Consider the following 18,115-nt stretch of genomic DNA (forward strand, 5'->3'; position numbering starts at 1 on the left):
TTTCATGACTTTCGATTACGCATTTATCCTTAGCACCCTGCCGGCGTTTCTCAAAGCCGTGGGCGTGACGCTGCAGGTGGGTTTTATCGCCATTGGCACCTCGTTGCTGGTGGCGCTGCTCAACGCGACGATTCTGGTGTTCCGCACGCCATACCTGCAAAAACTGGTCGGCCTGTACGTGGAACTGGCACGCAACACGCCGCTGCTGATCCAGTTGTTCTTCGTCTACTTCGCCTTGCCGGCAGTGGGGATTCAGGTGTCCGGTTTCACTGCCGCGATCATCACCATGACCTTCCTTGGCGGCGCTTACCTCACCGAAGTGCTGCGCGCCGGTGTCGATGCGGTGCCGCAGGCGCAACTGGAATCGGGGCGTTCCATCGGCCTGTCCCACGGCCAGTTGCTGCGCTATGTGATCCTGCCGCAAGCGGGGATCCTCAGCCTGCCGTCGCTGTTCGCCAATTTCATTTTCCTGCTCAAGGAAACCACCGTGGTCTCGGCGGTGGCGGTGCCGGAAATCCTCTACACCACCAAGAGCTACATCGCGCTTTATTACAAAACCTACGAAATGCTCGCCGTGCTGACGCTGATCTGCGTGCTGTTGTTCTTGCCACTGTCGCTGCTGCTCAGCCGTCTGGAAAGGAGGCTCCAGCATGGCCAGTTCGGGTCTTGAGTTGCTCTGGGTGTCGTTGCCGCAATTGGCCAGAGGCGCCGGGCAAACCTTGTCGATCTCGTTTCTGAGCATCGCCATCAGCACCGTCGGTGGCGTGCTCTACGGCGTGTTGCGCACGTTGAACGTGACGTGGCTGAACGCGATTTTGCGGGTGTATCTGGAACTGTTCAGGGCGATCCCGGTGCTGGTCTGGTTGTACCTGTTGTTCTTCGGTTTGCCGATTTTCTTTGGCCTGAGCATTCCGAGTTTCTGGTGCGCAGTGCTGGTGTTGTCGCTGTGGGGCGCCAGCGAGGTCGGCGAAGTGGCGCGTGGTGCGCTGCATTCGTTGCCACGCGGGCAGCGTGAAGCGGGGCTGTCGATTGGTCTGAACGCTGCGCAACTCTATGGCTACGTGTTGCTGCCGCAAGCGCTGAAGCGCATGACGCCGCCGACCATCAACGTCTACACGCGGATCATCAAGACCAGTTCGCTGGCGGTGCTGATCGGTGTGGTTGACGTGATCAAGGTCGGCCAGCAGATCATCGAACGCACCTACGAATCGGTGCTGATCTACGGCGCGTTGTTCCTGTTTTTCTTTTTCATCTGCTACCCGCTCTCGGCCGCCTCGCGCGTGCTGGAGCGGCGCTGGACGCAAGCATGAGCGCATTGATCGAGTTTCACGGTTTCAACAAATTCTATGGCGAGCAGCAGGTGCTCAACGGCATCGACCTGCAGGTGCAGAGCGGCGAAGTGATCGTCATCCTCGGCCCTAGCGGTTGCGGCAAAAGTACCTTGTTGCGTTGCCTCAATGGCCTGGAAGAGGCCGACAGCGGCAGCCTGAAATTTCTCGGCCGCGAGCTGCTGGACAAGGCCACTGACTGGCGTGAAATCCGTCAGCAGATCGGCATGGTCTTCCAGAGTTATCACCTGTTCCCGCACATGAGCGTGCTCGACAACCTGCTGCTCGGCCCGCTCAAGGTGCAGAAGCGCCAACGCCGCGAAGCCCAGCAACAAGCCGAAGCGCTGCTTGAGCGCGTAGGTCTGGCGGACAAGCGCGATGCTTTCCCGCGTCAGCTCTCCGGCGGGCAGCAGCAACGCATCGCCATCGTCCGCTCGCTGTGCATGAACCCGCGCGTGATGCTCTTCGACGAAGTCACCGCCGCCCTCGATCCGGAGATGGTCAAGGAGGTTTTGCAGGTCATTCAAGGCCTCGCTCGTGAGGGCATGACCCTGTTGATCGTCACCCATGAAATGGCCTTCGCCCGCGCGGTGGCCGACCGCATCGTGTTCATGGATGCCGGGCGCATCCTTGAACAGAACCCGCCCGAGATTTTCTTTACGAACCCGCAAACCGCACGCGCGCAGCAGTTTCTGGAGAAGTTCTCCTTCGTTGCAACACTGCCAAAAACGAATCCGACAAAGGAACTGGAACTGTTATGAAAACTGCCGCTTTTTTACTGCCTCTACTGAGCCTCGCCTTGCTTGCCGGTTGCAGCAAAACCGAAGAACCGCCGAAGCCGAAGGTTGCCAGCGAAAGCACCGCGCCGGCCGGTTACCTGGACAAGATCAAGGCTCGCGACAAGTTGATTGTCGGCGTGTTCACCGACAAGCCACCGTTCGGTTTTGTCGACGAGGCTGGGCGTTATGTTGGTTTCGATACCGACATCGGTCGGCGTTTTGCCAAGGATCTGCTCGGCGATGAAAACAAGGTCGAGTTCGTTGCCGTTGAGCCGGCGAGCCGTATTCCGTTTCTGCAAAGTGACAAGGTCGACCTGATCCTCGCCAACATGACCGTGACGCCTGAGCGCAAGGAAGCGGTGGAATTCACCAATCCGAACCTCAAGGTCGCGGTGCAGGCGCTGGTGCCGCAAAGCAGCGCGGTGAAAAACCTTGATGATCTGGCGACCCGCACCACCATCGTCACCACCGGCACCACGGCGGATATCTGGCTGACCAAGAATCACCCGGACTGGAAACTGTTGAAGTTCGAGAAAAATTCCGAATCGCTGCAAGCGTTGGCCAATGGTCGCGGCGACGCCTATGCGCAGGACAACCTGGTGCTGTTCAGCTGGGCCAAGCAAAACCCGGGCTATCGTGTGCTGGATGAAAAACTGGGTGCAGAAGCGCCGATTGCGCCGGCGGTGAAGAAGGGCAATATCGAGCTGCGCGACTGGGTGAATACCGAGCTGACCAAGCTGGGCGAGGAGAAGTATCTGCTCAAACTGTATGACCAATATGTGCGTAAGGAACTGAGCGATGACACCAAGCCTGAGAGCGTGATTGTTGAAGGGGGCAAGTGGCAGGGGTGATTGTCTGTTAGGTCGGTGGTGAGGCCTGCCCCTCACCCCAGCCCTCTCCCGAGGGAGAGGGAGCCGATCTCTGGGCTTTTCAAAACCTGAGTTCAACTCGAGACTTTCATGTCGGCGTAACTCGAAAGAACCACTCGGTCAGTCCCCTCTCCCTCTGGGAGAGGGTTAGGGTGAGGGTTCTTGTCTGCCACACTCAATCCGGCCAATACCAAGCAGGCGTCTCCAGCACCTTCTGCCCGACAATCCCGGTCTCCCCCAGTGTCTTCTCCAGCACAATGCAATTGCACTCCGGATCCTCCTGTAACGCCGAAATCAACCGCCGCGCATGCGACACCACCCACACCTGACACTGCTCAGACGCACGAATGATCAACCGCGCCAACGCCGGCAACAAATCCGGATGCAGACTGGTTTCCGGCTCGTTCAGTACCATCAGCGACGGCGGTCTCGGCGTCAGCAACGCTGCGACCAGCAACAAATAGCGCAGCGTCCCGTCCGACAATTCCGCCGCCGACAGCGGCCGCAACAAACCTTCCTGATAAAACTCGATGGCAAAGCGTCCACCGGCCTGCGCTTCGATATGCACGCGTGCACCCGGAAACGCATCGGTTATCGCCGCACGCATCGCGTCGCCATCACCAATCTCGATGATGGTCTGCAATGCCGCCGCCAGATCCCGGCCGTCGTGATGCAGCACCGGCGTACGCGTACCCAGTTGTGGCTGACGCACCGGCGCGTCGGCATCGCTGCGAAAGTGATCGTAGAAGCGCCAGCGGCGGATGAACTCGCGCATCTGAAACACTTCCGGCGAGCTACGCAGGCTGCCGACCTGATCGAACAGGCTGTCGAAGTTCGGTATGTGCTGCGCCAACACGTCCCAACTGCGCCCTTCCCGAGCACGGATCATCGGACCGTCACGATCCACCAACAGGCTGGCGGGCCGGTAATGCGGGCCGGCCCAAATGCATTCGCGCTTGATTTGTGGGTCAAGGCTGAAGCGCGAAGGAATTCGATTGGGGTTGTCAGACAACATGAAATGCCCTTCGGGTTCGGGGAGTCCGAGGCTGATCGAATAGCTGAAATCGTCCCCGGCGAATCCCAGGCGCAGACGCTTCACGCCTTTGCGCATTGTCGACTGGATTGGCACCTCACCGTTACGCATGCGCCGGCTGATGGTTTCCGGCCCGGCCCAGAAGGTCGAATCCAGCCCGCCCTCACGGGCCAGCGCATTGACCACGCCGCCCTGTGCGGTTTCCGCCAACAGACGCAAGGCCCGGTAAAGATTGGACTTGCCGCTGCCGTTGGGGCCGGTGATCAGGTTCAGTCGGCCCAGCGGGATCACCAATTTATTGATCGAGCGGTAATTGGCCACTGCCAGGGTGTTGAGCATGGAAGTCCTTCTCTGGATGCACTGAATCTGCGACAGAATATCCCTGCGGCAGCGCCGATATGGAAATATGGGGGGACGAGCGGGCGAACGTTGAACCCTGTTCTAAGCTCACAGTCGTATCGTCACTTGCACGTTCGTACACAGGAAGGAGTCTGCATGGCGAGTCCCGGTTTGAAAACAGCGATCATGCTGAGTCTGCTCACTTTGGTGACCGCATGCGGCGAGAAAAAAGCCCCTGAGGAATACCTGCCAAGGGTCTTTGTACAGGAAGTCAAACCCGCGGATTACGCGGCTTCGGTGACATTGACCGGTGACGTGCAGGCGCGCGTGCAGACCGAATTGTCGTTCCGCGTCGGCGGCAAGATCATTCAGCGCATGGTTGACGTCGGTGACCGGGTCACCGCCAAGCAGGTGCTGGCCAAACTCGACCCCAAGGATTTGCAGACCAACGTCGACTCGGCTCAAGCCCAGGTCGTCGCTGAACAAGCCCGGGTGAAACAAAGTGCGGCGGCCTTCGTGCGTCAGCAAAAACTCCTGCCCAAGGGCTACACCAGCCAGAGCGAATACGACTCCGCCCAAGCCGCGTTGCGCAGCAGCCAGAGCGCCTTGAGCGCGGCGCAGGCGCAACTGGCCAACGCCAAGGATCAGCTCAGCTACACCGCGCTGATTGCCGATGCCCCGGGTGTGATCACCGAGCGTCAGGCCGAAGTCGGCCAGGTCGTGCAGGCCACGGCGCCGATTTTCAGTCTGGCCCGTGATGGCGATCGCGATGCGGTGTTCAACGTCTATGAATCGCTGCTTGCCGAGCGCCCTGCGGATAACAAGATCACCGTCAGCCTGCTCGACAACCCCGAGATCAAAACCACCGGCACCGTGCGCGAAGTCACCCCGGCGGTATCCGCGCAGTCCGGCACCGTGCAAGTCAAAGTCACCCTCGACAAACTGCCGCCGGGCATGCAGCTCGGTTCGGTGGTCAGTGCCACGGCCAAAGGCTCCGGCAAATCGGCAGTCGAACTGCCGTGGTCGGCGCTGACGAAAAATATCAGTGACCCGGCGGTGTGGCTGGTCGACGACAAAGGTGAGGCGCAATTGCACACGGTCACGGTCGGCCGTTACCTGACCGGCAAAGTCATCATCAGCGAAGGTCTCAAGGGGGGCGAAAAAGTCATCGTCGCCGGCGGGCAATTGTTGCATCCCGGCATGAAAGTCGAGATCGCCGCAAACACTTACAAGGATCTGCAACCGGGAGCACAGCCATGAAGCGCTTGTGGTTGTTATCCGTGGTGGTATTGCTGGCCGCGTGTTCCAAGAAAGAACCGCCGCCCGAGCCGGTACGTCCGGTGCTGTCGGTCAAGGTCGAGGCGCTTAGTGAAGAGACTCTCGGGCGTTTTGCCGGCAGCATTCAGGCTCGCTACGAGAGCAACACCGGTTTCCGCGTCGGTGGCCGTATTGCCAGCCGTAACGTCGATGTCGGCGCCGAGGTGGAGAAGGGCACGCTGCTCGCCACCCTCGACCCGTCCGATCAGCAAAACCAGTTGCGTTCGGCTCAAGGCGATCTGGCCAAGGTTCAGGCGCAACTGATCAACGCGCAAGCCAACGCTCGGCGTCAGCAGGCGCTGTTCGATCGTGGCGTCGGGGCGCAGGCACAACTGGACATTGCCACCACCGATCTGAAAACCACCCAGGCCTCGCTGGATCAGGCGCGTGCGGCGGTCAATCAGAGCAAGGATCAACTCGGCTACACCGAACTGCGCTCCGACCACCGCGCCGTCGTCACTGCGTGGAATGCCGAGGCCGGGCAGGTCGTCACGGCCGGTCAGCAGGTGGTGACTCTGGCGCAACCGGACATCAAGGAAGCGGTGATCGATCTGCCCGATACCCTGGTCGATCAGATCCCCAGCGACGTGGTGTTCTCGGTGGCCGCGCAACTCGATCCGAGCATCAACACCACCGCGATCATTCGTGAAATCGAACCACAGGCGCAAAGTGCTACGCGCACCCGGCGTGCACGCCTGACTCTGGCCGACACGCCCGACGGCTTTCGCCTCGGCACGGCGATCAGCGTGACCCTCAGTTCGGCAATCAAACCGCGCATCGAATTGCCCGCCACGGCATTGCAGGAGGTCGATGGCAAACCGCGGATCTGGGTAATCGATACGCAAAACAAAACCGTCAGCCCCCGCGACGTCACGGTCATCAGCCGTACCGACAACAGCGTCGTACTGGCGGGCGGCGTGAAGAACGGCGAGCGTGTGGTCAGCGCCGGCGTCAACAGCCTCAAACCCGGGCAATCGGTAAAACTTGACGAGGACAGTCAATGAAAGGCTCTTTCAACCTCTCCGAATGGGCCCTCAAGCATCAGTCTTTCGTCTGGTACCTGATGTTCGTCGGATTGCTCATGGGCGTGTTTTCGTACTTCAACCTTGGGCGCGAAGAAGACCCGTCGTTCACCATCAAGACCATGGTGATCCAGACCAAATGGCCGGGCGCGACCCAGGAGGAAACCCTCAAGCAGGTCACTGACCGCATCGAGAAGAAACTCGAAGAACTCGATTCCCTCGACTACGTGAAAAGCTACACGCGCCCCGGCGAGTCGACGGTGTACGTGTACCTGCGCGACACCACCAGCGCCAAGGACATTCCGGAAATCTGGTACCAGGTGCGCAAGAAGATCGATGATATTCGCGGGCAGTTCCCCCAAGGCATTCAGGGGCCGGGATTCAACGATGAGTTTGGTGATGTGTTCGGCTCGGTCTATGCCTTTACCGCCGATGGCCTGACCATGCGCCAGCTGCGCGACTATGTGGAGCAGGCTCGCGCCGAGATCCGCAATGTGCCGGGGCTGGGCAAGATCGAAATGGTCGGCCAGCAGGACGAAGTGATTTATCTGAACTTCTCCACGCGAAAACTCGCCGCGCTGGGCATCGATCAGCGCCAGGTGGTGGACAGTCTGCAATCGCAGAATGCCGTGACCCCGGCGGGTGTGATCGAGGCCGGACCCGAGCGGATCTCCGTGCGGACTTCGGGGCAGTTCGCCTCGGAGAAGGATCTGGCCGAGGTCAACCTCAAGCTCAATGACCGCTTCTATCGTCTGGCCGATATCGCCGAGATCAGCCGTGGTTACGTCGACCCGGCGACTCCGGAATTCCGCTTCGACGGCAAACCGGCCATCGGTCTGGCCATTGCCATGCAGAAGGGTGGCAACGTTCAGGAGTTCGGCAAGGCACTGCACGCACGTATCGACCAACTGACGGCAGACTTGCCGGTCGGTGTCGGTGTGCACACGGTTTCCGATCAGGCCGTGGTGGTAGAAGAAGCCGTTGGCGGCTTCACCAGTGCGCTGTTCGAAGCGGTGATCATCGTGTTGGTAGTGAGTTTCATCAGCCTCGGCGTGCGCGCCGGGCTGGTGGTGGCGTGCTCGATTCCGCTGGTGCTGGCGATGGTTTTTGTGTTCATGGAATACAGCGGCATCACCATGCAGCGGATTTCCCTTGGTGCACTGATCATCGCCCTCGGCCTATTGGTGGACGACGCGATGATTACCGTGGAGATGATGGTCACGCGCCTGGAAATGGGCGAGACCAAGGAGCAGGCGGCGACGTTCGCCTACACCTCGACGGCGTTTCCGATGCTCACCGGTACACTGGTGACCGTCGCCGGTTTCGTGCCGATCGGCCTCAACGCCAGTTCCGCCGGTGAGTACACCTACACGCTGTTTGCGGTGATCGCCGTGGCGATGATCGTCTCGTGGGTGGTGGCGGTGTTCTTCGCCCCGGTGATCGGCGTGCACATCCTCAGCACCAACGTGAAACCCCATGCCGCTGAGCCAGGGCGTATTGGCCGAGCGTTCAATGGCGGACTGTTGTGGGCCATGCGCAACCGCTGGTGGGCAATCGGTTTCACGGTGCTGATGTTCGTGCTCGCGGTATTTTGCATGCGCTTTGTGCAGAACCAGTTTTTCCCGGCGTCGGATCGCCCGGAAATTCTCGTCGACCTGAACCTGCCGCAAAACGCCTCGATCGACGAAACTCGCAAGGCCGTCGACAAACTGGAAGAAACCCTCAAGGGCGACCCGGACATCGTGCGCTGGAGTACCTACATCGGTCAGGGCGCGATCCGTTTCTACCTGCCGCTCGACCAGCAGTTGCAGAACCCGTATTACGCGCAACTGGTGATCGTCAGCAAAGGCTTCGAGTCCCGCGAGGCGTTGAGTGAAAGGTTGCGTGAGCGCTTGCGCAAAGAGTTCGTCGGTATCGGCAGCTACGTGCAGGCGCTGGAAATGGGCCCGCCGGTGGGGCGGCCGATCCAGTACCGGGTCAGCGGCAAGGACATCGATCAAGTGCGCAAACACGCCATCGACCTTGCTACCGAACTGGACAAGAATTCGCACATCGGCGAAATCATTTACGACTGGAACGAGCCGGGCAAAGTCCTGCGCATCGATATCGCTCAGGACAAGGCGCGTCAGCTCGGGCTGTCGTCCGAAGACGTGGCGAACCTGATGAACAGCATCGTCAGTGGCTCGCCGTTGACCCAGGTCGATGACGATATCTACCTGATCAACGTGGTCGGGCGCGCGGTGGACTCCGAACGCGGCACGCCGGAGACCCTGCAAAACCTGCAGATTGTCACGCCGAGCGGTACGTCGATTCCGCTATTGGCTTTCGCCACCGTGCGTTATGAACTGGAGCAGCCGCTGGTGTGGCGTCGTGATCGCTTGCCGACCATTACCATCAAGGCTTCGGTGCGCGACGAGATCCAGCCGACCGATCTGGTGAAAATCCTCAAGCCGTCGATTGATGCGTTCGCCGAGAAACTGCCGGTCGGCTACAAAGTCGCTACCGGCGGTACGGTCGAAGAAAGCGGCAAGGCGCAGGGGCCGATTGCCAAGGTCTTGCCGTTGATGCTGTTTTTGATGGCGACCTTCCTGATGATCCAGTTGCACAGCGTGCAGAAGATGTTCCTGGTGGCGAGTGTCGCGCCGCTGGGGCTGATCGGTGTGGTGCTGGCGCTGGTGCCGACCGGTACGCCAATGGGTTTCGTGGCGATTCTGGGGATTCTCGCGCTGATCGGCATCATCATCCGTAACTCGGTGATTCTGGTGACGCAGATCGATGAGTTCGAGAAGAAGGGCTATGCGCCGTGGGATGCAGTGGTGGAGGCGACCGAGCATCGGCGCCGGCCGATCCTGCTGACCGCCGCCGCAGCGAGCATGGGCATGATCCCGATTGCCCGCGAAGTGTTCTGGGGACCGATGGCGTACGCGATGATTGGCGGGATCGTGGTGGCGACGTTGCTGACGTTGCTGTTCCTGCCGGCGCTGTATGTGGCCTGGTACAAGATTCGCGAGCCGAAGAAGGATGCTGAAGCGGCGCAATGATTGGTTGTTACATCTTTGGGAACGGTCTGACTTACAGCGTCGCAGGTTTGCGTTAACGTCCCTCCTCCATTTGAGGAGGGGGGACGCCTGATGTCGACCGTTGCCGGCTGGTTGCGCCAATTGTTGCTGATGGCCGGCCTGACGCTGGCGCCCACATCGTTGGCCGATATTGTGCTGGAGAACTCGCTGTGGCGGGTTCAGCTCAATCCCGCGACATTAGCCGTGCGTGTCGAGCCTGCCGGCGGTCCGGCTGTCCAGGCGTCGACGGGTGTATTGCAGCACAAGGTCAGCCAGCTGCTCAGGCGTGACGATCGTGTCGATTGGCTGTGGGACGATGGCGTGTGGGCGCTCAGCGTTGAACTTGATCAGCGTGAATTATCGTTTTCCATTACCGCTCGAACCCCCTCCGAACTGGAGTTTGTGCATCAGCCCGGCAGTGCGATGGGCCGTGCACTGATCTGGCCGCTGGCTGAGGGCCGCTACGTGCCGCGTGGCGACTCGGTGTGGCAAACATTTCTGCTTGCTCAAGGAGTGCTCGATACGACTCAGGATCTGAGTCTGCCGCTATGGGGCGTTGATCATGACGCTTTTACCCTGCACTGGTTGATGACCAACCCCTACAACAATCAGCTGCGCTTCAAGGCCGATGGCGAGACGCTGGCGCTGTCGGCGCGCCACCGGTTTACCGCACTTGAACCTCACGAGCCGCTGACGTTCAAGCTGTTTCTCGGCGATGCTGAACCGTTGGCCGGGGCCAAACGCTACAAGCAATGGCTGATTGACAACGGCCAGTACGAAACCCTCAGCAGCAAGTTGGCGAAAACCCCGCAGGCGAGCAAGCTGCTGGGCGCCAGCCATGTTTACTTGTGGGGCAACGGTTTGTTGGGCCCCAACGATGTGCGCAACTGGCCGGCGCTGCTCGCAAGGTTGCGCGGCCCCGGAGCGCTGGCCAGCGCGCTGCGCGCGGCGATGGAGCGCGAAGCGCTGCAACTGATCGCCAGCGAGACGCTGCTCAACACCTATCAGCAAACCGTATTGTTGCGCGGCCTCAACCGGGCGTTGAACACTCAGGCGCGCAAAACCTGGCAGGCGCGAGCGGTGCCGGACATGCAAGCACTGGCCAATGGTTATGCCGAACTGCGCGGGCAATTGGCCGACGCCTTCGGTGAGGCGCTGACGCCTGATCCCGCGCGATGGGGCAACACGCTGTCAGGCGATACTTTCGAACAGTTGCGCAGCGCCGGTCTGTCGCGTTTGTGGCTGGGGCTTGGCGACGGTTGGGAAGGTGGGCTCTGGCACCCCGAAGCGGTTCGCGCAGGCGTCGAGGCGGGATACCTGATCGCACCCTATGACTCTTACGAAACGGCGCTCAGCCGAGACGAAAACCCGGACTGGGCCACTGCGCATCTGGGTGACAACGCCAATAGCCAGTGTGCGATTGTGCAGGAAAGCGGTGCGTTGAAATCCGGCTTCCAGCAATCAGGTCACTACACCGATCCACGCTGCGTGCGGCCATTGCTGGAAAGTCGTATCAGTGCCATTGGCAATGCCGCAGGCTTCAATAGCTGGTTTCTGGATGCCTACGCCGCCGGCATGTTGTTCGACAGTTACCGCCCTGAGGCAACCATGACCCAGGCACAGAATGCCGAGGGCAATGTTGAGGCGTCACGCTGGATCAACGAAGCGTTGCAACTGCCGAGCGGTTCCGAGGACGGCAACGCAACGACCGCGCAGGGCATCCTGTTTGCCCATGGCATGCAGACGCCGGTAATCGGTTGGGGCGATGCCGAGATGAGCCGCGTGACTGATTCCGAATACTTTGTTGGCCTTTGGTATCCACCGGAGCAACCCGCGGTTTTCTTCAAGCCTGCGCTGTTGAAGGCGTCCTACCGACACGTCTATTTTGATCCTGCCAGCCGTTTGCCGTTGTATCAGGCCGTGTTCCACGGTTCCGTCATCACCACTCACCACTGGTTGTTCGACAGTCTGAAATTGAGCAATGTGGGGACGGAAAATCAACTCATGCAACTGCTGTACAACGTGCCGCCGCTGTATCACCTGAGTGCAGCGACACTCGCACAGCGTTTGCCGTTGATCGTGCGTCAGGATGAGTTTTTTCGTCCGCTGCACGAACGTCTGGGAACTCAGGCGCTCATCGATTTCGACTGGCTGAGTGAGGATCGAAAAGTACAGCAGACGACGTTTGAAGACGGTACGCGACTGCTGGCCAATTTTGATCAGGTCTCGCGTGAAGTGCAGGGACAGTTACTGCCGGGTGAAAGCCTTACGGCGTTGACTGCTGAGGGCGCAGTCAGCCGTTATAAGGTTCAGACTCCGCCCTGATTCAGCGTTTGCGCCAGACACTGGCCAGCCAGGGCTGCTGCTCACGCGGTAATCCCGCCGGCCGATAGTAATGCTCAAGCTCGGCAAACCCCGCTGCCGTCAATAATCCTCGCCACGCCTCAAGATCGTGATAAGAGCCATAGCGCGGCCCGTTCCAGCCCTCACGGTTATCCCCTCGCGGATTGGAACTGAACAGCACCCCACCGTGTTTCAACGCACCATGCAATTGCTGGAGCACCCGTGGCAATTCCTGCAACGGCACATGAAACAGCACCGCATTGGCAAAGATCCCGTCGAAGCGTTCCGCCGGCAGATTGAGCTTCAGAAAGTCCTGCTGCAATACCTCGCAGCCACTGTCCTCGCGAGCCATTCGCGCAAATTCTTGTGAGCCATCCAGACCGACGGCGATGTGGCCCATGCGCGTAAACGTCTGCAAATCCCGCCCCGGGCCGCAGCCGAAGTCCAGAATCGTAAACGGCGCTGAACCTTGAATATGCCGCAGCAGTGCATCGATGTTCTGGCTGACATCGTGATCGCGGGTGCCCTCACGGAAGTCTTCGGCCACCGAGTTGTAGTGGCCGAGGGTGGTGGCGGTGATCTGTTCGAGGTCGGTGGGGGTTTGCTTCATGGTCGGTATACGCGGGCAATGGGGGTTCGCCGAATATACGCCATGAAGCGGGGCTGCTGCGCAGCCCATCGCGAGCAGGCTCACTCCTACATTTGGAATGCGTTCCCCTGTAGGAGTGAGCCTGCTCGCGATAGCGGTTGTGAAGTTGCTACATGAGCCCAGCCAGGCTCAGCGCTTGTTCAACCCCCGCGCCAACCGGTCCCCTCCCAATTGAATCACCGCCACCAATGCCACCAGCAATACAATCACCGTCAACATGATCTGACTATCAAAGCGCTGATAGCCGTAGCGATAGGCGATATCCCCCAACCCGCCAGCACCAATTGCCCCGGCCATCGCCGACGAATTGATCATGGTCACCAACGTGATAGTGAACCCGCCGACGATCCCCGGCAGCGCCTCCGGCAACAACACATGCCAGACAATGTGCCAACGCCGGCAACCCATCGCCTGCGCCGCCTCGATCAAGCCATGATCAACCTCGCGCAGACTCACTTCGGCAATCCGCGCAAAGAACGGCGTTGCCGCAATCGTCAGTGGCACTACGGCAGCCCAGACACCGTACGTAGTGCCGACAATCAGCCGGGTAAACGGAATCAGCGCGACCATCAGAATCAGAAACGGGATCGAGCGAAACAGGTTCACGAACGCGCCCAATGCGCGATTCAACAGTGGCGCTTCGTAGATCCCGCCCTTGTCGCTGGTGACCAGGATCACCGCCATCGGAATCCCCACCAGCAACGCGATCAGCGACGACACGCCGACCATCAGGAACGTGTCGATAAAGCCCTGCAACAAGCGATCAAACCACATAACCCAATACCTCCACGCGTTGCGCCCACGGTGCAGCGCGCTCACGCAATTGCTCGGCGCTGAACGCTGAGCCGCTGACGGCCAATAACAGTTGCCCCAACGCGTGACCCTGAATCCGTTCAACGCCGCCCTGAAGCAACTTCACCCGGCCACCCAATGCCGCGAACAGTGCTGCCAGATCCGGCTCGTCACTGGCGCTGCCGGTGAACTGCAAGCGCAGCACCACAGCGGCGTCGGAGGATGGCGGCAGCGCGTGCAAGCGGGACTGCAATTCCTCCGGCAACGCGTGTTGCAGTGGCGCGAGCAAGGTCTGGCTGACCTCGTGCTGCGGATTGCCGAACACTTCCCAGACCGGGCCTTGTTCGACAACCCGCCCGTGCTCAAGCACGACAACGCGGTCACAGATTTCACGGATCACTGCCATCTCGTGAGTGATCAGGACGATGGTCAGGCCCAGGCGTTTATTGATCTCGCGCAGCAGGCCGAGGATCGACTGCGTAGTCTCCGGGTCGAGTGCCGAAGTGGCTTCGTCGCAGAGCAGAATATCCGGGTCATGCACCAGCGCGCGGGCGATGCCGACACGCTGTTTCTGCCCGCCGGACAATTGCGCCGGATAAGCCTTGTGCTTGGCTTGCAGGCCAACCAGCTCGAGCAATTCACGAACCTTTTTCTCGCGTTGTTCCTTCGGTACTCCAGCCACTTTCAGCGGCAGCTCGACGTTCTGCCAAACGGTCTTGGCCGACATCAGATTGAAGTGCTGGAAGATCATGCCGATGCGCCGGCGCAAAGCAACCAGACTATCTTCATCGAACTCGCCGATGTCGACCTGATCAATCAGCACCCGCCCCGAAGTTGGTTGTTCCAGGCGATTGATCGTGCGAATCAGCGACGACTTGCCAGCGCCGCTGCGGCCAATGATGCCGAACACTTCACCGCGCGAAATCGCCAGATCGATGCCCTGCAATGCGGCGACCGGGCCTTGGCGACCGTTGTAGGTTTTGCCCAGACCGATGAAGCGTACGTGGGCGCGATTCAGCTCGGGGTGCAGCTCGGTTTTTTCAGCATTGTGTGGCTCTGGAATTTCCAGTCGCCGTTGGATCGCGGCCGTCATGCTCAGCTTTCCCAACCGGCTTGATACAGCTTGCCGTGGGCCTTATCCAGTGCCGCGCGAACGGCTGGCGAGTGCTGGTAGATGTCGACGAATTTGATCAGGCGCGGATCGGTTTTGCTCTTCGGCTGGATAACAAACTGGATCACGTATTCCTTGTGGTCGAGGCCGTCGAACAGCAGCGCCGAACCGGCATCGAAGGTCTTCGCCAAACGAATGTAGGCGGGGTAACCCTGGACCAGATCGGCGTCGTCGTAGGCGCGCACCAGTTGTACGGCTTCGACCTGGAGGATTTTGATCTTCTTCGGGTTGGCGACAATGTCATCTTCGGTGGCTTTGTAGCCGACGCCCGGTTTCAGCGTGATCAAACCGGCCTTGGCCAGCAGTTGCAAACCGCGACCGCTGTTGATCGGGTCATTGGCGATGGCGACGCTGGCGCCCTCTGGCAGCTCATCGAAGCTTTTATATTTTTTCGAATAGAGGCCGACGTTGTTGATGATCCCGGGCGCGAACGGCACCAGATCAAAACCCGAGGCGGCTTTGGCGTTTTCGAGGAACGGGATGTGCTGGAAGTAGTTCACGTCGATGTCGCCGGCGGCGAGGCTGACGTTCGGCGCGATCCAGTCAGTGAACTCCACCAGTTCGACTTTCAGACCTTGTTTGGAGGCCTCTTCAACGGCAGCTTCCAGCGGGATGGCGAAGGCGGCGGTGGTGCCGATTTTCAACGGTGCGTCGGCGGCGAACACGGCCGAGCTGAACAGGCCGAGGGCCAGGGCCAGTGCTTTGACTGGGTGGGACAGGGTTTTCTGGGTCATGATGAGTTTTCCAGTCAGTGCATTGATTTGTGGTGTCTGTTGCGGCCTCATCGCTGGCAAGCCAGCTCCCACAGGTTTTGTGAACACCACAGACCCTTGTGGGAGCTGGCTTGCCAGCGATGCTTTTAGCGGCGGAATGAGGATCCGGTGTGTTGCTCGGGCAGCTGCGCCTCACCGTGAAACAGCTTCTCGCGCAGGCTGCCGTTGTCGTACGCGGTCTTGTACGACCCGCGCCGCTGCAGCTCTGGAATCACCAGTTCAATAAAATCGACATAGCTCTCTGGCGTAACAATCCGGGTCAGATTGAAACCATCGAGCCCGGTTTCGGCAATCCACGATTCCAGTTCATCCGCGACTTGCTCAGGCGAGCCGACCACGGTGATGTAACGACCACCGAGGGCGTGCTGGTCGAGCAATTTGCGCCGGGTCCAGTCGTTGTTTTGCAGGTTCTTGGTAGCCGACTGAATGGCGTTGCTCTTCACGTACTGGATCGGTTCGTCGATTTCGTACTGGGAAAAGTCGATGCCGGTCGACGCGGAAAAATGTGCGACGCCGGCCTCGGCGCTGGCGTAACTGAGGTACTCGGCGTGCTTGGCCCATGCGGCCTCTTCGGTCGCGCCGACGATGACGTTAAGGCCCATGAACACCTTGATGTCCTCGGGGTTGCGTCCCGCTTCGACGGCACTGGCGCGCACCTTGTCCACCTGAACCCTGGTCGACGGCTTGTTCTGGCCGCTGATGAACACACACTCGGCGTGACGCCCGGCGAAGAGCAAACCGCGATCGGAACTGCCCGCCTGAAACAGCACTGGCGTGCGTTGTGGTGACGGTTCGCAGAGGTGATAACCCTCGACCTGATAGAACTCGCCCTTGTGCTCGACCTTGTGCACTTTTTCCGGAGTGGCGTAGATGCGCTGCTCGCGGTCATTGAGCACCGCGCCGTTTTCCCAACTGCCTTCCCAGAGTTTGTAGAGCACTTCCAGGTACTCGTCGGCCTGATCGTAGCGACGGTCATGTTCCACCTGTTCGCTGAGGCCCATGGCTTTGGCGGCGCTGTCGAGGTAACCGGTGACGATGTTCCAGCCAACACGACCACGGCTCAAATGATCCAGCGTCGACATGCGTCGGGCGAACAGATACGGCGGCTCATAAGTGAGATTTGCGGTCAGACCGAAACCGAGATTTTTGGTCACGGCAGCCATGGCTGAAACCAGCAGCAGCGGATCGTTGACCGGCAGCTGGATCGACTCTTTCAGTGGTACGTCGACCGAGTTCTGATAGACGTCATACACGCCGACGATGTCGGCGATGAACAGCCCGTCGAAGAGTCCGCGTTCCAGCAACTGCGCCAGTTCAGTCCAGTATTCGATGGTGTTGTAGCGCGTCGAGGTGTCGCGCGGATGCGTCCACAGGCCATGGTTGATGTGGCCGATGCAGTTCATGTTGAACGCATTGAGCAGGATCTTCTTTTTCGCGGCGCTCATCAGATCGTCCCTCGCAACGGAGGGTTTTCATCGTTGAGGTAGTAATTACCCACCGCGTGATATTTCCAGCGCACCGGGTCATGCAGCGTGTGTACGCGGGCATTGCGCCAGTGGCGGTCGAGGCCGTGTTCGATCAGGGTCGCCTGGCTGCCGGCCAGTTCGAACAGCGTGCTGCCGGCGGCCAGGGAAATTTCGGTGCTGATGGCCCGTGCTTCGGCAACGGCAATGGATGCGGCGGCGACAGTCTCGGCGTTGGTCTCGGCTTGCGCGGCGTCGAGGAATTCGCCAGCACGTTCAAGCAACGCCTCCGTGGCGTGCAGGCGAATGCTCAAGTGGCCGAAGCTTTTCAGCGTCAACGGGTCTTCGGTGGCTTTGTCGTTACCGGAATCGATCCATGGCCGGGTCTTGCTGCGCACGAAGTGCAGCGCGTCTTCGTAAGCGGCGCGGGCGATACCGGTGTCGATGGCGGCGTGAAGGATTTGCGCCAAAGGGCCAACAGTGGTTGGCCGTTCGAAGGCGCTTTGGAAGGGCAGCACGTCTTCAGCCGAGACGAACACGTCTTCGAACACAACGGAGCCGCTGCCGGTGGTGCGCTGACCGAAGCCGCTCCAGTCGTCGATCACGGTCAAGCCTTGGCTGTCGCGCGGGACGAAGGCCAGTTGCTGCACGCCGTTTTCATCGACAACCGATGTTGGAATGCGCTGAGCATAAATCGCTCCGGTCGCATAGAACTTGCGGCCATTGATGCGATAGCCGTCACCGTCGCGTTTGAGACTGGTGACGCGGTCGTGGGCCGTTTTGGTGCCCAGTTCTGCCAAGGCATTGCCGAAGCGTTGGCCGGCGAGAACCTCGGCGTACAGCCGTTGTTTCTGCGCATGGCTACCGTTCACCCGCAGCACTTCCAGCGCGTAGAAATGGTTCTGCGGAATCTGCCCGAGCGAACCGTCAGCCTGAGCGATCAGGGCGATGACTTTCGCCAGGGTCACGTTGGACACGCCAGCGCCACCGTATTCTTTCGGCACGCTGATGCCCCACAGGCCCGAGCGGGAAAATACATCAAGTTCCGGCAGTGGCAAGCGACGTTCACGGTCGCGCAGGGCGCTGTCGCGTTTGAAGTCTTCGGCCAGGTCGCTGGCGACGATCAGGGCTTGCTCATCGCTGGTGATGACCGCGACGTGATGGGAAAGCGTCATGTT

15 protein-coding genes are annotated in these 18,115 nt (G+C 60.0%); 8 read left to right on the top strand and 7 right to left on the bottom strand.

The genetic code is table 11. The annotated features are described in order from the left end of the window. Nucleotides 1-4: 4 nt before the first annotated feature. From U6037_RS01030 to U6037_RS01045, 4 genes are read left to right on the top strand one after another with little or no spacing between them, the layout of a single operon-like run. Entirely contained in the window at nucleotides 5-670 is a 666-nt protein-coding gene (locus tag U6037_RS01030) for an amino acid ABC transporter permease (RefSeq protein WP_008083580.1), read from the top strand. Continuing rightward, nucleotides 651-1,310 (top strand): amino acid ABC transporter permease, encoded by a 660-nt coding sequence (locus U6037_RS01035; RefSeq protein ID WP_322845509.1) that lies wholly within the window; start codon nucleotides 651-653, stop codon nucleotides 1,308-1,310. The genes U6037_RS01030 and U6037_RS01035 overlap by 20 nt, the downstream gene beginning before the upstream one ends. Continuing rightward, complete coding sequence (locus tag U6037_RS01040; RefSeq protein ID WP_322845510.1) at nucleotides 1,307-2,089, top strand: amino acid ABC transporter ATP-binding protein; 783 nt, start codon at nucleotides 1,307-1,309, stop codon at nucleotides 2,087-2,089. The genes U6037_RS01035 and U6037_RS01040 overlap by 4 nt, the downstream gene beginning before the upstream one ends. Continuing rightward, nucleotides 2,086-2,958: a transporter substrate-binding domain-containing protein gene (locus U6037_RS01045; protein WP_220557292.1), complete on the top strand. Its 873-nt coding sequence runs from the start codon at nucleotides 2,086-2,088 to the stop codon at nucleotides 2,956-2,958. The genes U6037_RS01040 and U6037_RS01045 overlap by 4 nt, the downstream gene beginning before the upstream one ends. Nucleotides 2,959-3,151: 193 nt before the next feature. On the opposite strand, the gene U6037_RS01050 is transcribed toward U6037_RS01045, so the two are convergent. Continuing rightward, on the bottom strand, nucleotides 3,152-4,348 hold the full coding sequence (locus U6037_RS01050; RefSeq protein ID WP_322845511.1) for an AAA family ATPase: 1,197 nt from the start codon (nucleotides 4,346-4,348) through the stop codon (nucleotides 3,152-3,154). 156 nt (nucleotides 4,349-4,504) lie between these two features. Between U6037_RS01050 and U6037_RS01055 the strand changes: the two genes are divergently transcribed. From U6037_RS01055 to U6037_RS01070, 4 genes are all read left to right on the top strand, one after another. Next, complete coding sequence (locus U6037_RS01055; RefSeq protein WP_322845512.1) at nucleotides 4,505-5,608, top strand: efflux RND transporter periplasmic adaptor subunit; 1,104 nt, start codon at nucleotides 4,505-4,507, stop codon at nucleotides 5,606-5,608. Next, entirely contained in the window at nucleotides 5,605-6,669 is a 1,065-nt protein-coding gene (locus U6037_RS01060) for an efflux RND transporter periplasmic adaptor subunit (protein ID WP_322845513.1), read from the top strand. Before U6037_RS01055 ends, U6037_RS01060 begins: the two co-directional genes overlap by 4 nt. Next, nucleotides 6,666-9,728, top strand: coding sequence for an efflux RND transporter permease subunit (locus U6037_RS01065; protein WP_322845514.1), 3,063 nt, complete (start codon nucleotides 6,666-6,668; stop codon nucleotides 9,726-9,728). The genes U6037_RS01060 and U6037_RS01065 overlap by 4 nt, the downstream gene beginning before the upstream one ends. Nucleotides 9,729-9,818: 90 nt before the next feature. Continuing rightward, complete coding sequence (locus U6037_RS01070) at nucleotides 9,819-12,071, top strand: glycoside hydrolase (protein ID WP_322845515.1); 2,253 nt, start codon at nucleotides 9,819-9,821, stop codon at nucleotides 12,069-12,071. A 1-nt stretch (nucleotide 12,072) separates the two neighbouring features. On the opposite strand, the gene U6037_RS01075 is transcribed toward U6037_RS01070, so the two are convergent. The 6 genes from U6037_RS01075 to U6037_RS01100 all read right to left on the bottom strand — a co-directional run bounded on the left by U6037_RS01075 (nucleotide 12,073) and on the right by U6037_RS01100 (nucleotide 18,112). Then, a complete protein-coding gene (locus tag U6037_RS01075) occupies nucleotides 12,073-12,699 on the bottom strand; it encodes a class I SAM-dependent methyltransferase (protein WP_322845516.1) in 627 nt (208 codons plus the stop codon). Between the two features lie 168 nt (nucleotides 12,700-12,867). After that, complete coding sequence (locus U6037_RS01080) at nucleotides 12,868-13,512, bottom strand: methionine ABC transporter permease (protein ID WP_039756400.1); 645 nt, start codon at nucleotides 13,510-13,512, stop codon at nucleotides 12,868-12,870. Continuing rightward, complete coding sequence (locus U6037_RS01085) at nucleotides 13,502-14,623, bottom strand: methionine ABC transporter ATP-binding protein (protein WP_322845517.1); 1,122 nt, start codon at nucleotides 14,621-14,623, stop codon at nucleotides 13,502-13,504. The genes U6037_RS01080 and U6037_RS01085 overlap by 11 nt, the downstream gene beginning before the upstream one ends. Nucleotides 14,624-14,625: 2 nt before the next feature. Further along, nucleotides 14,626-15,435 carry a MetQ/NlpA family ABC transporter substrate-binding protein gene (locus tag U6037_RS01090; RefSeq protein WP_150649914.1) on the bottom strand — a complete coding sequence of 270 codons (810 nt, stop codon included), beginning with the start codon at nucleotides 15,433-15,435 and terminating at the stop codon, nucleotides 14,626-14,628. Nucleotides 15,436-15,560: 125 nt separating this feature from the next. Continuing rightward, nucleotides 15,561-16,919: an LLM class flavin-dependent oxidoreductase gene (locus U6037_RS01095; RefSeq protein WP_322845518.1), complete on the bottom strand. Its 1,359-nt coding sequence runs from the start codon at nucleotides 16,917-16,919 to the stop codon at nucleotides 15,561-15,563. Continuing rightward, on the bottom strand, nucleotides 16,919-18,112 hold the full coding sequence (locus tag U6037_RS01100) for an SfnB family sulfur acquisition oxidoreductase (protein WP_322845519.1): 1,194 nt from the start codon (nucleotides 18,110-18,112) through the stop codon (nucleotides 16,919-16,921). The genes U6037_RS01095 and U6037_RS01100 overlap by 1 nt, the downstream gene beginning before the upstream one ends. Between the last annotated feature and the right edge of the window lie 3 nt (nucleotides 18,113-18,115).

It is taken from the genome of Pseudomonas sp. B33.4 (assembly GCF_034555375.1).
In the GTDB taxonomy this organism is placed as follows: domain Bacteria; phylum Pseudomonadota; class Gammaproteobacteria; order Pseudomonadales; family Pseudomonadaceae; genus Aquipseudomonas.

What these genes read in the sequence shown, in the direction of transcription:
- U6037_RS01050 (WP_322845511.1), bottom strand. Translation starts at nt 4,348, where the DNA reads ATGCTCAACACCCTGGCAGTGGCCAATTACCGCTCGATCAATAAATTG.
- U6037_RS01090 (WP_150649914.1), bottom strand. Translation starts at nt 15,435, where the DNA reads ATGACCCAGAAAACCCTGTCCCACCCAGTCAAAGCACTGGCCCTGGCC.
- U6037_RS01065 (WP_322845514.1), top strand. Translation starts at nt 6,666, where the DNA reads ATGAAAGGCTCTTTCAACCTCTCCGAATGGGCCCTCAAGCATCAGTCT.
- U6037_RS01095 (WP_322845518.1), bottom strand. Translation starts at nt 16,919, where the DNA reads ATGAGCGCCGCGAAAAAGAAGATCCTGCTCAATGCGTTCAACATGAAC.
- U6037_RS01100 (WP_322845519.1), bottom strand. Translation starts at nt 18,112, where the DNA reads ATGACGCTTTCCCATCACGTCGCGGTCATCACCAGCGATGAGCAAGCC.
- U6037_RS01060 (WP_322845513.1), top strand. Translation starts at nt 5,605, where the DNA reads ATGAAGCGCTTGTGGTTGTTATCCGTGGTGGTATTGCTGGCCGCGTGT.
- U6037_RS01075 (WP_322845516.1), bottom strand. Translation starts at nt 12,699, where the DNA reads ATGAAGCAAACCCCCACCGACCTCGAACAGATCACCGCCACCACCCTC.
- U6037_RS01045 (WP_220557292.1), top strand. Translation starts at nt 2,086, where the DNA reads ATGAAAACTGCCGCTTTTTTACTGCCTCTACTGAGCCTCGCCTTGCTT.
- U6037_RS01040 (WP_322845510.1), top strand. Translation starts at nt 1,307, where the DNA reads ATGAGCGCATTGATCGAGTTTCACGGTTTCAACAAATTCTATGGCGAG.
- U6037_RS01085 (WP_322845517.1), bottom strand. Translation starts at nt 14,623, where the DNA reads ATGACGGCCGCGATCCAACGGCGACTGGAAATTCCAGAGCCACACAAT.
- U6037_RS01055 (WP_322845512.1), top strand. Translation starts at nt 4,505, where the DNA reads ATGGCGAGTCCCGGTTTGAAAACAGCGATCATGCTGAGTCTGCTCACT.
- U6037_RS01080 (WP_039756400.1), bottom strand. Translation starts at nt 13,512, where the DNA reads ATGTGGTTTGATCGCTTGTTGCAGGGCTTTATCGACACGTTCCTGATG.
- U6037_RS01070 (WP_322845515.1), top strand. Translation starts at nt 9,819, where the DNA reads ATGTCGACCGTTGCCGGCTGGTTGCGCCAATTGTTGCTGATGGCCGGC.
- U6037_RS01030 (WP_008083580.1), top strand. Translation starts at nt 5, where the DNA reads ATGACTTTCGATTACGCATTTATCCTTAGCACCCTGCCGGCGTTTCTC.
- U6037_RS01035 (WP_322845509.1), top strand. Translation starts at nt 651, where the DNA reads ATGGCCAGTTCGGGTCTTGAGTTGCTCTGGGTGTCGTTGCCGCAATTG.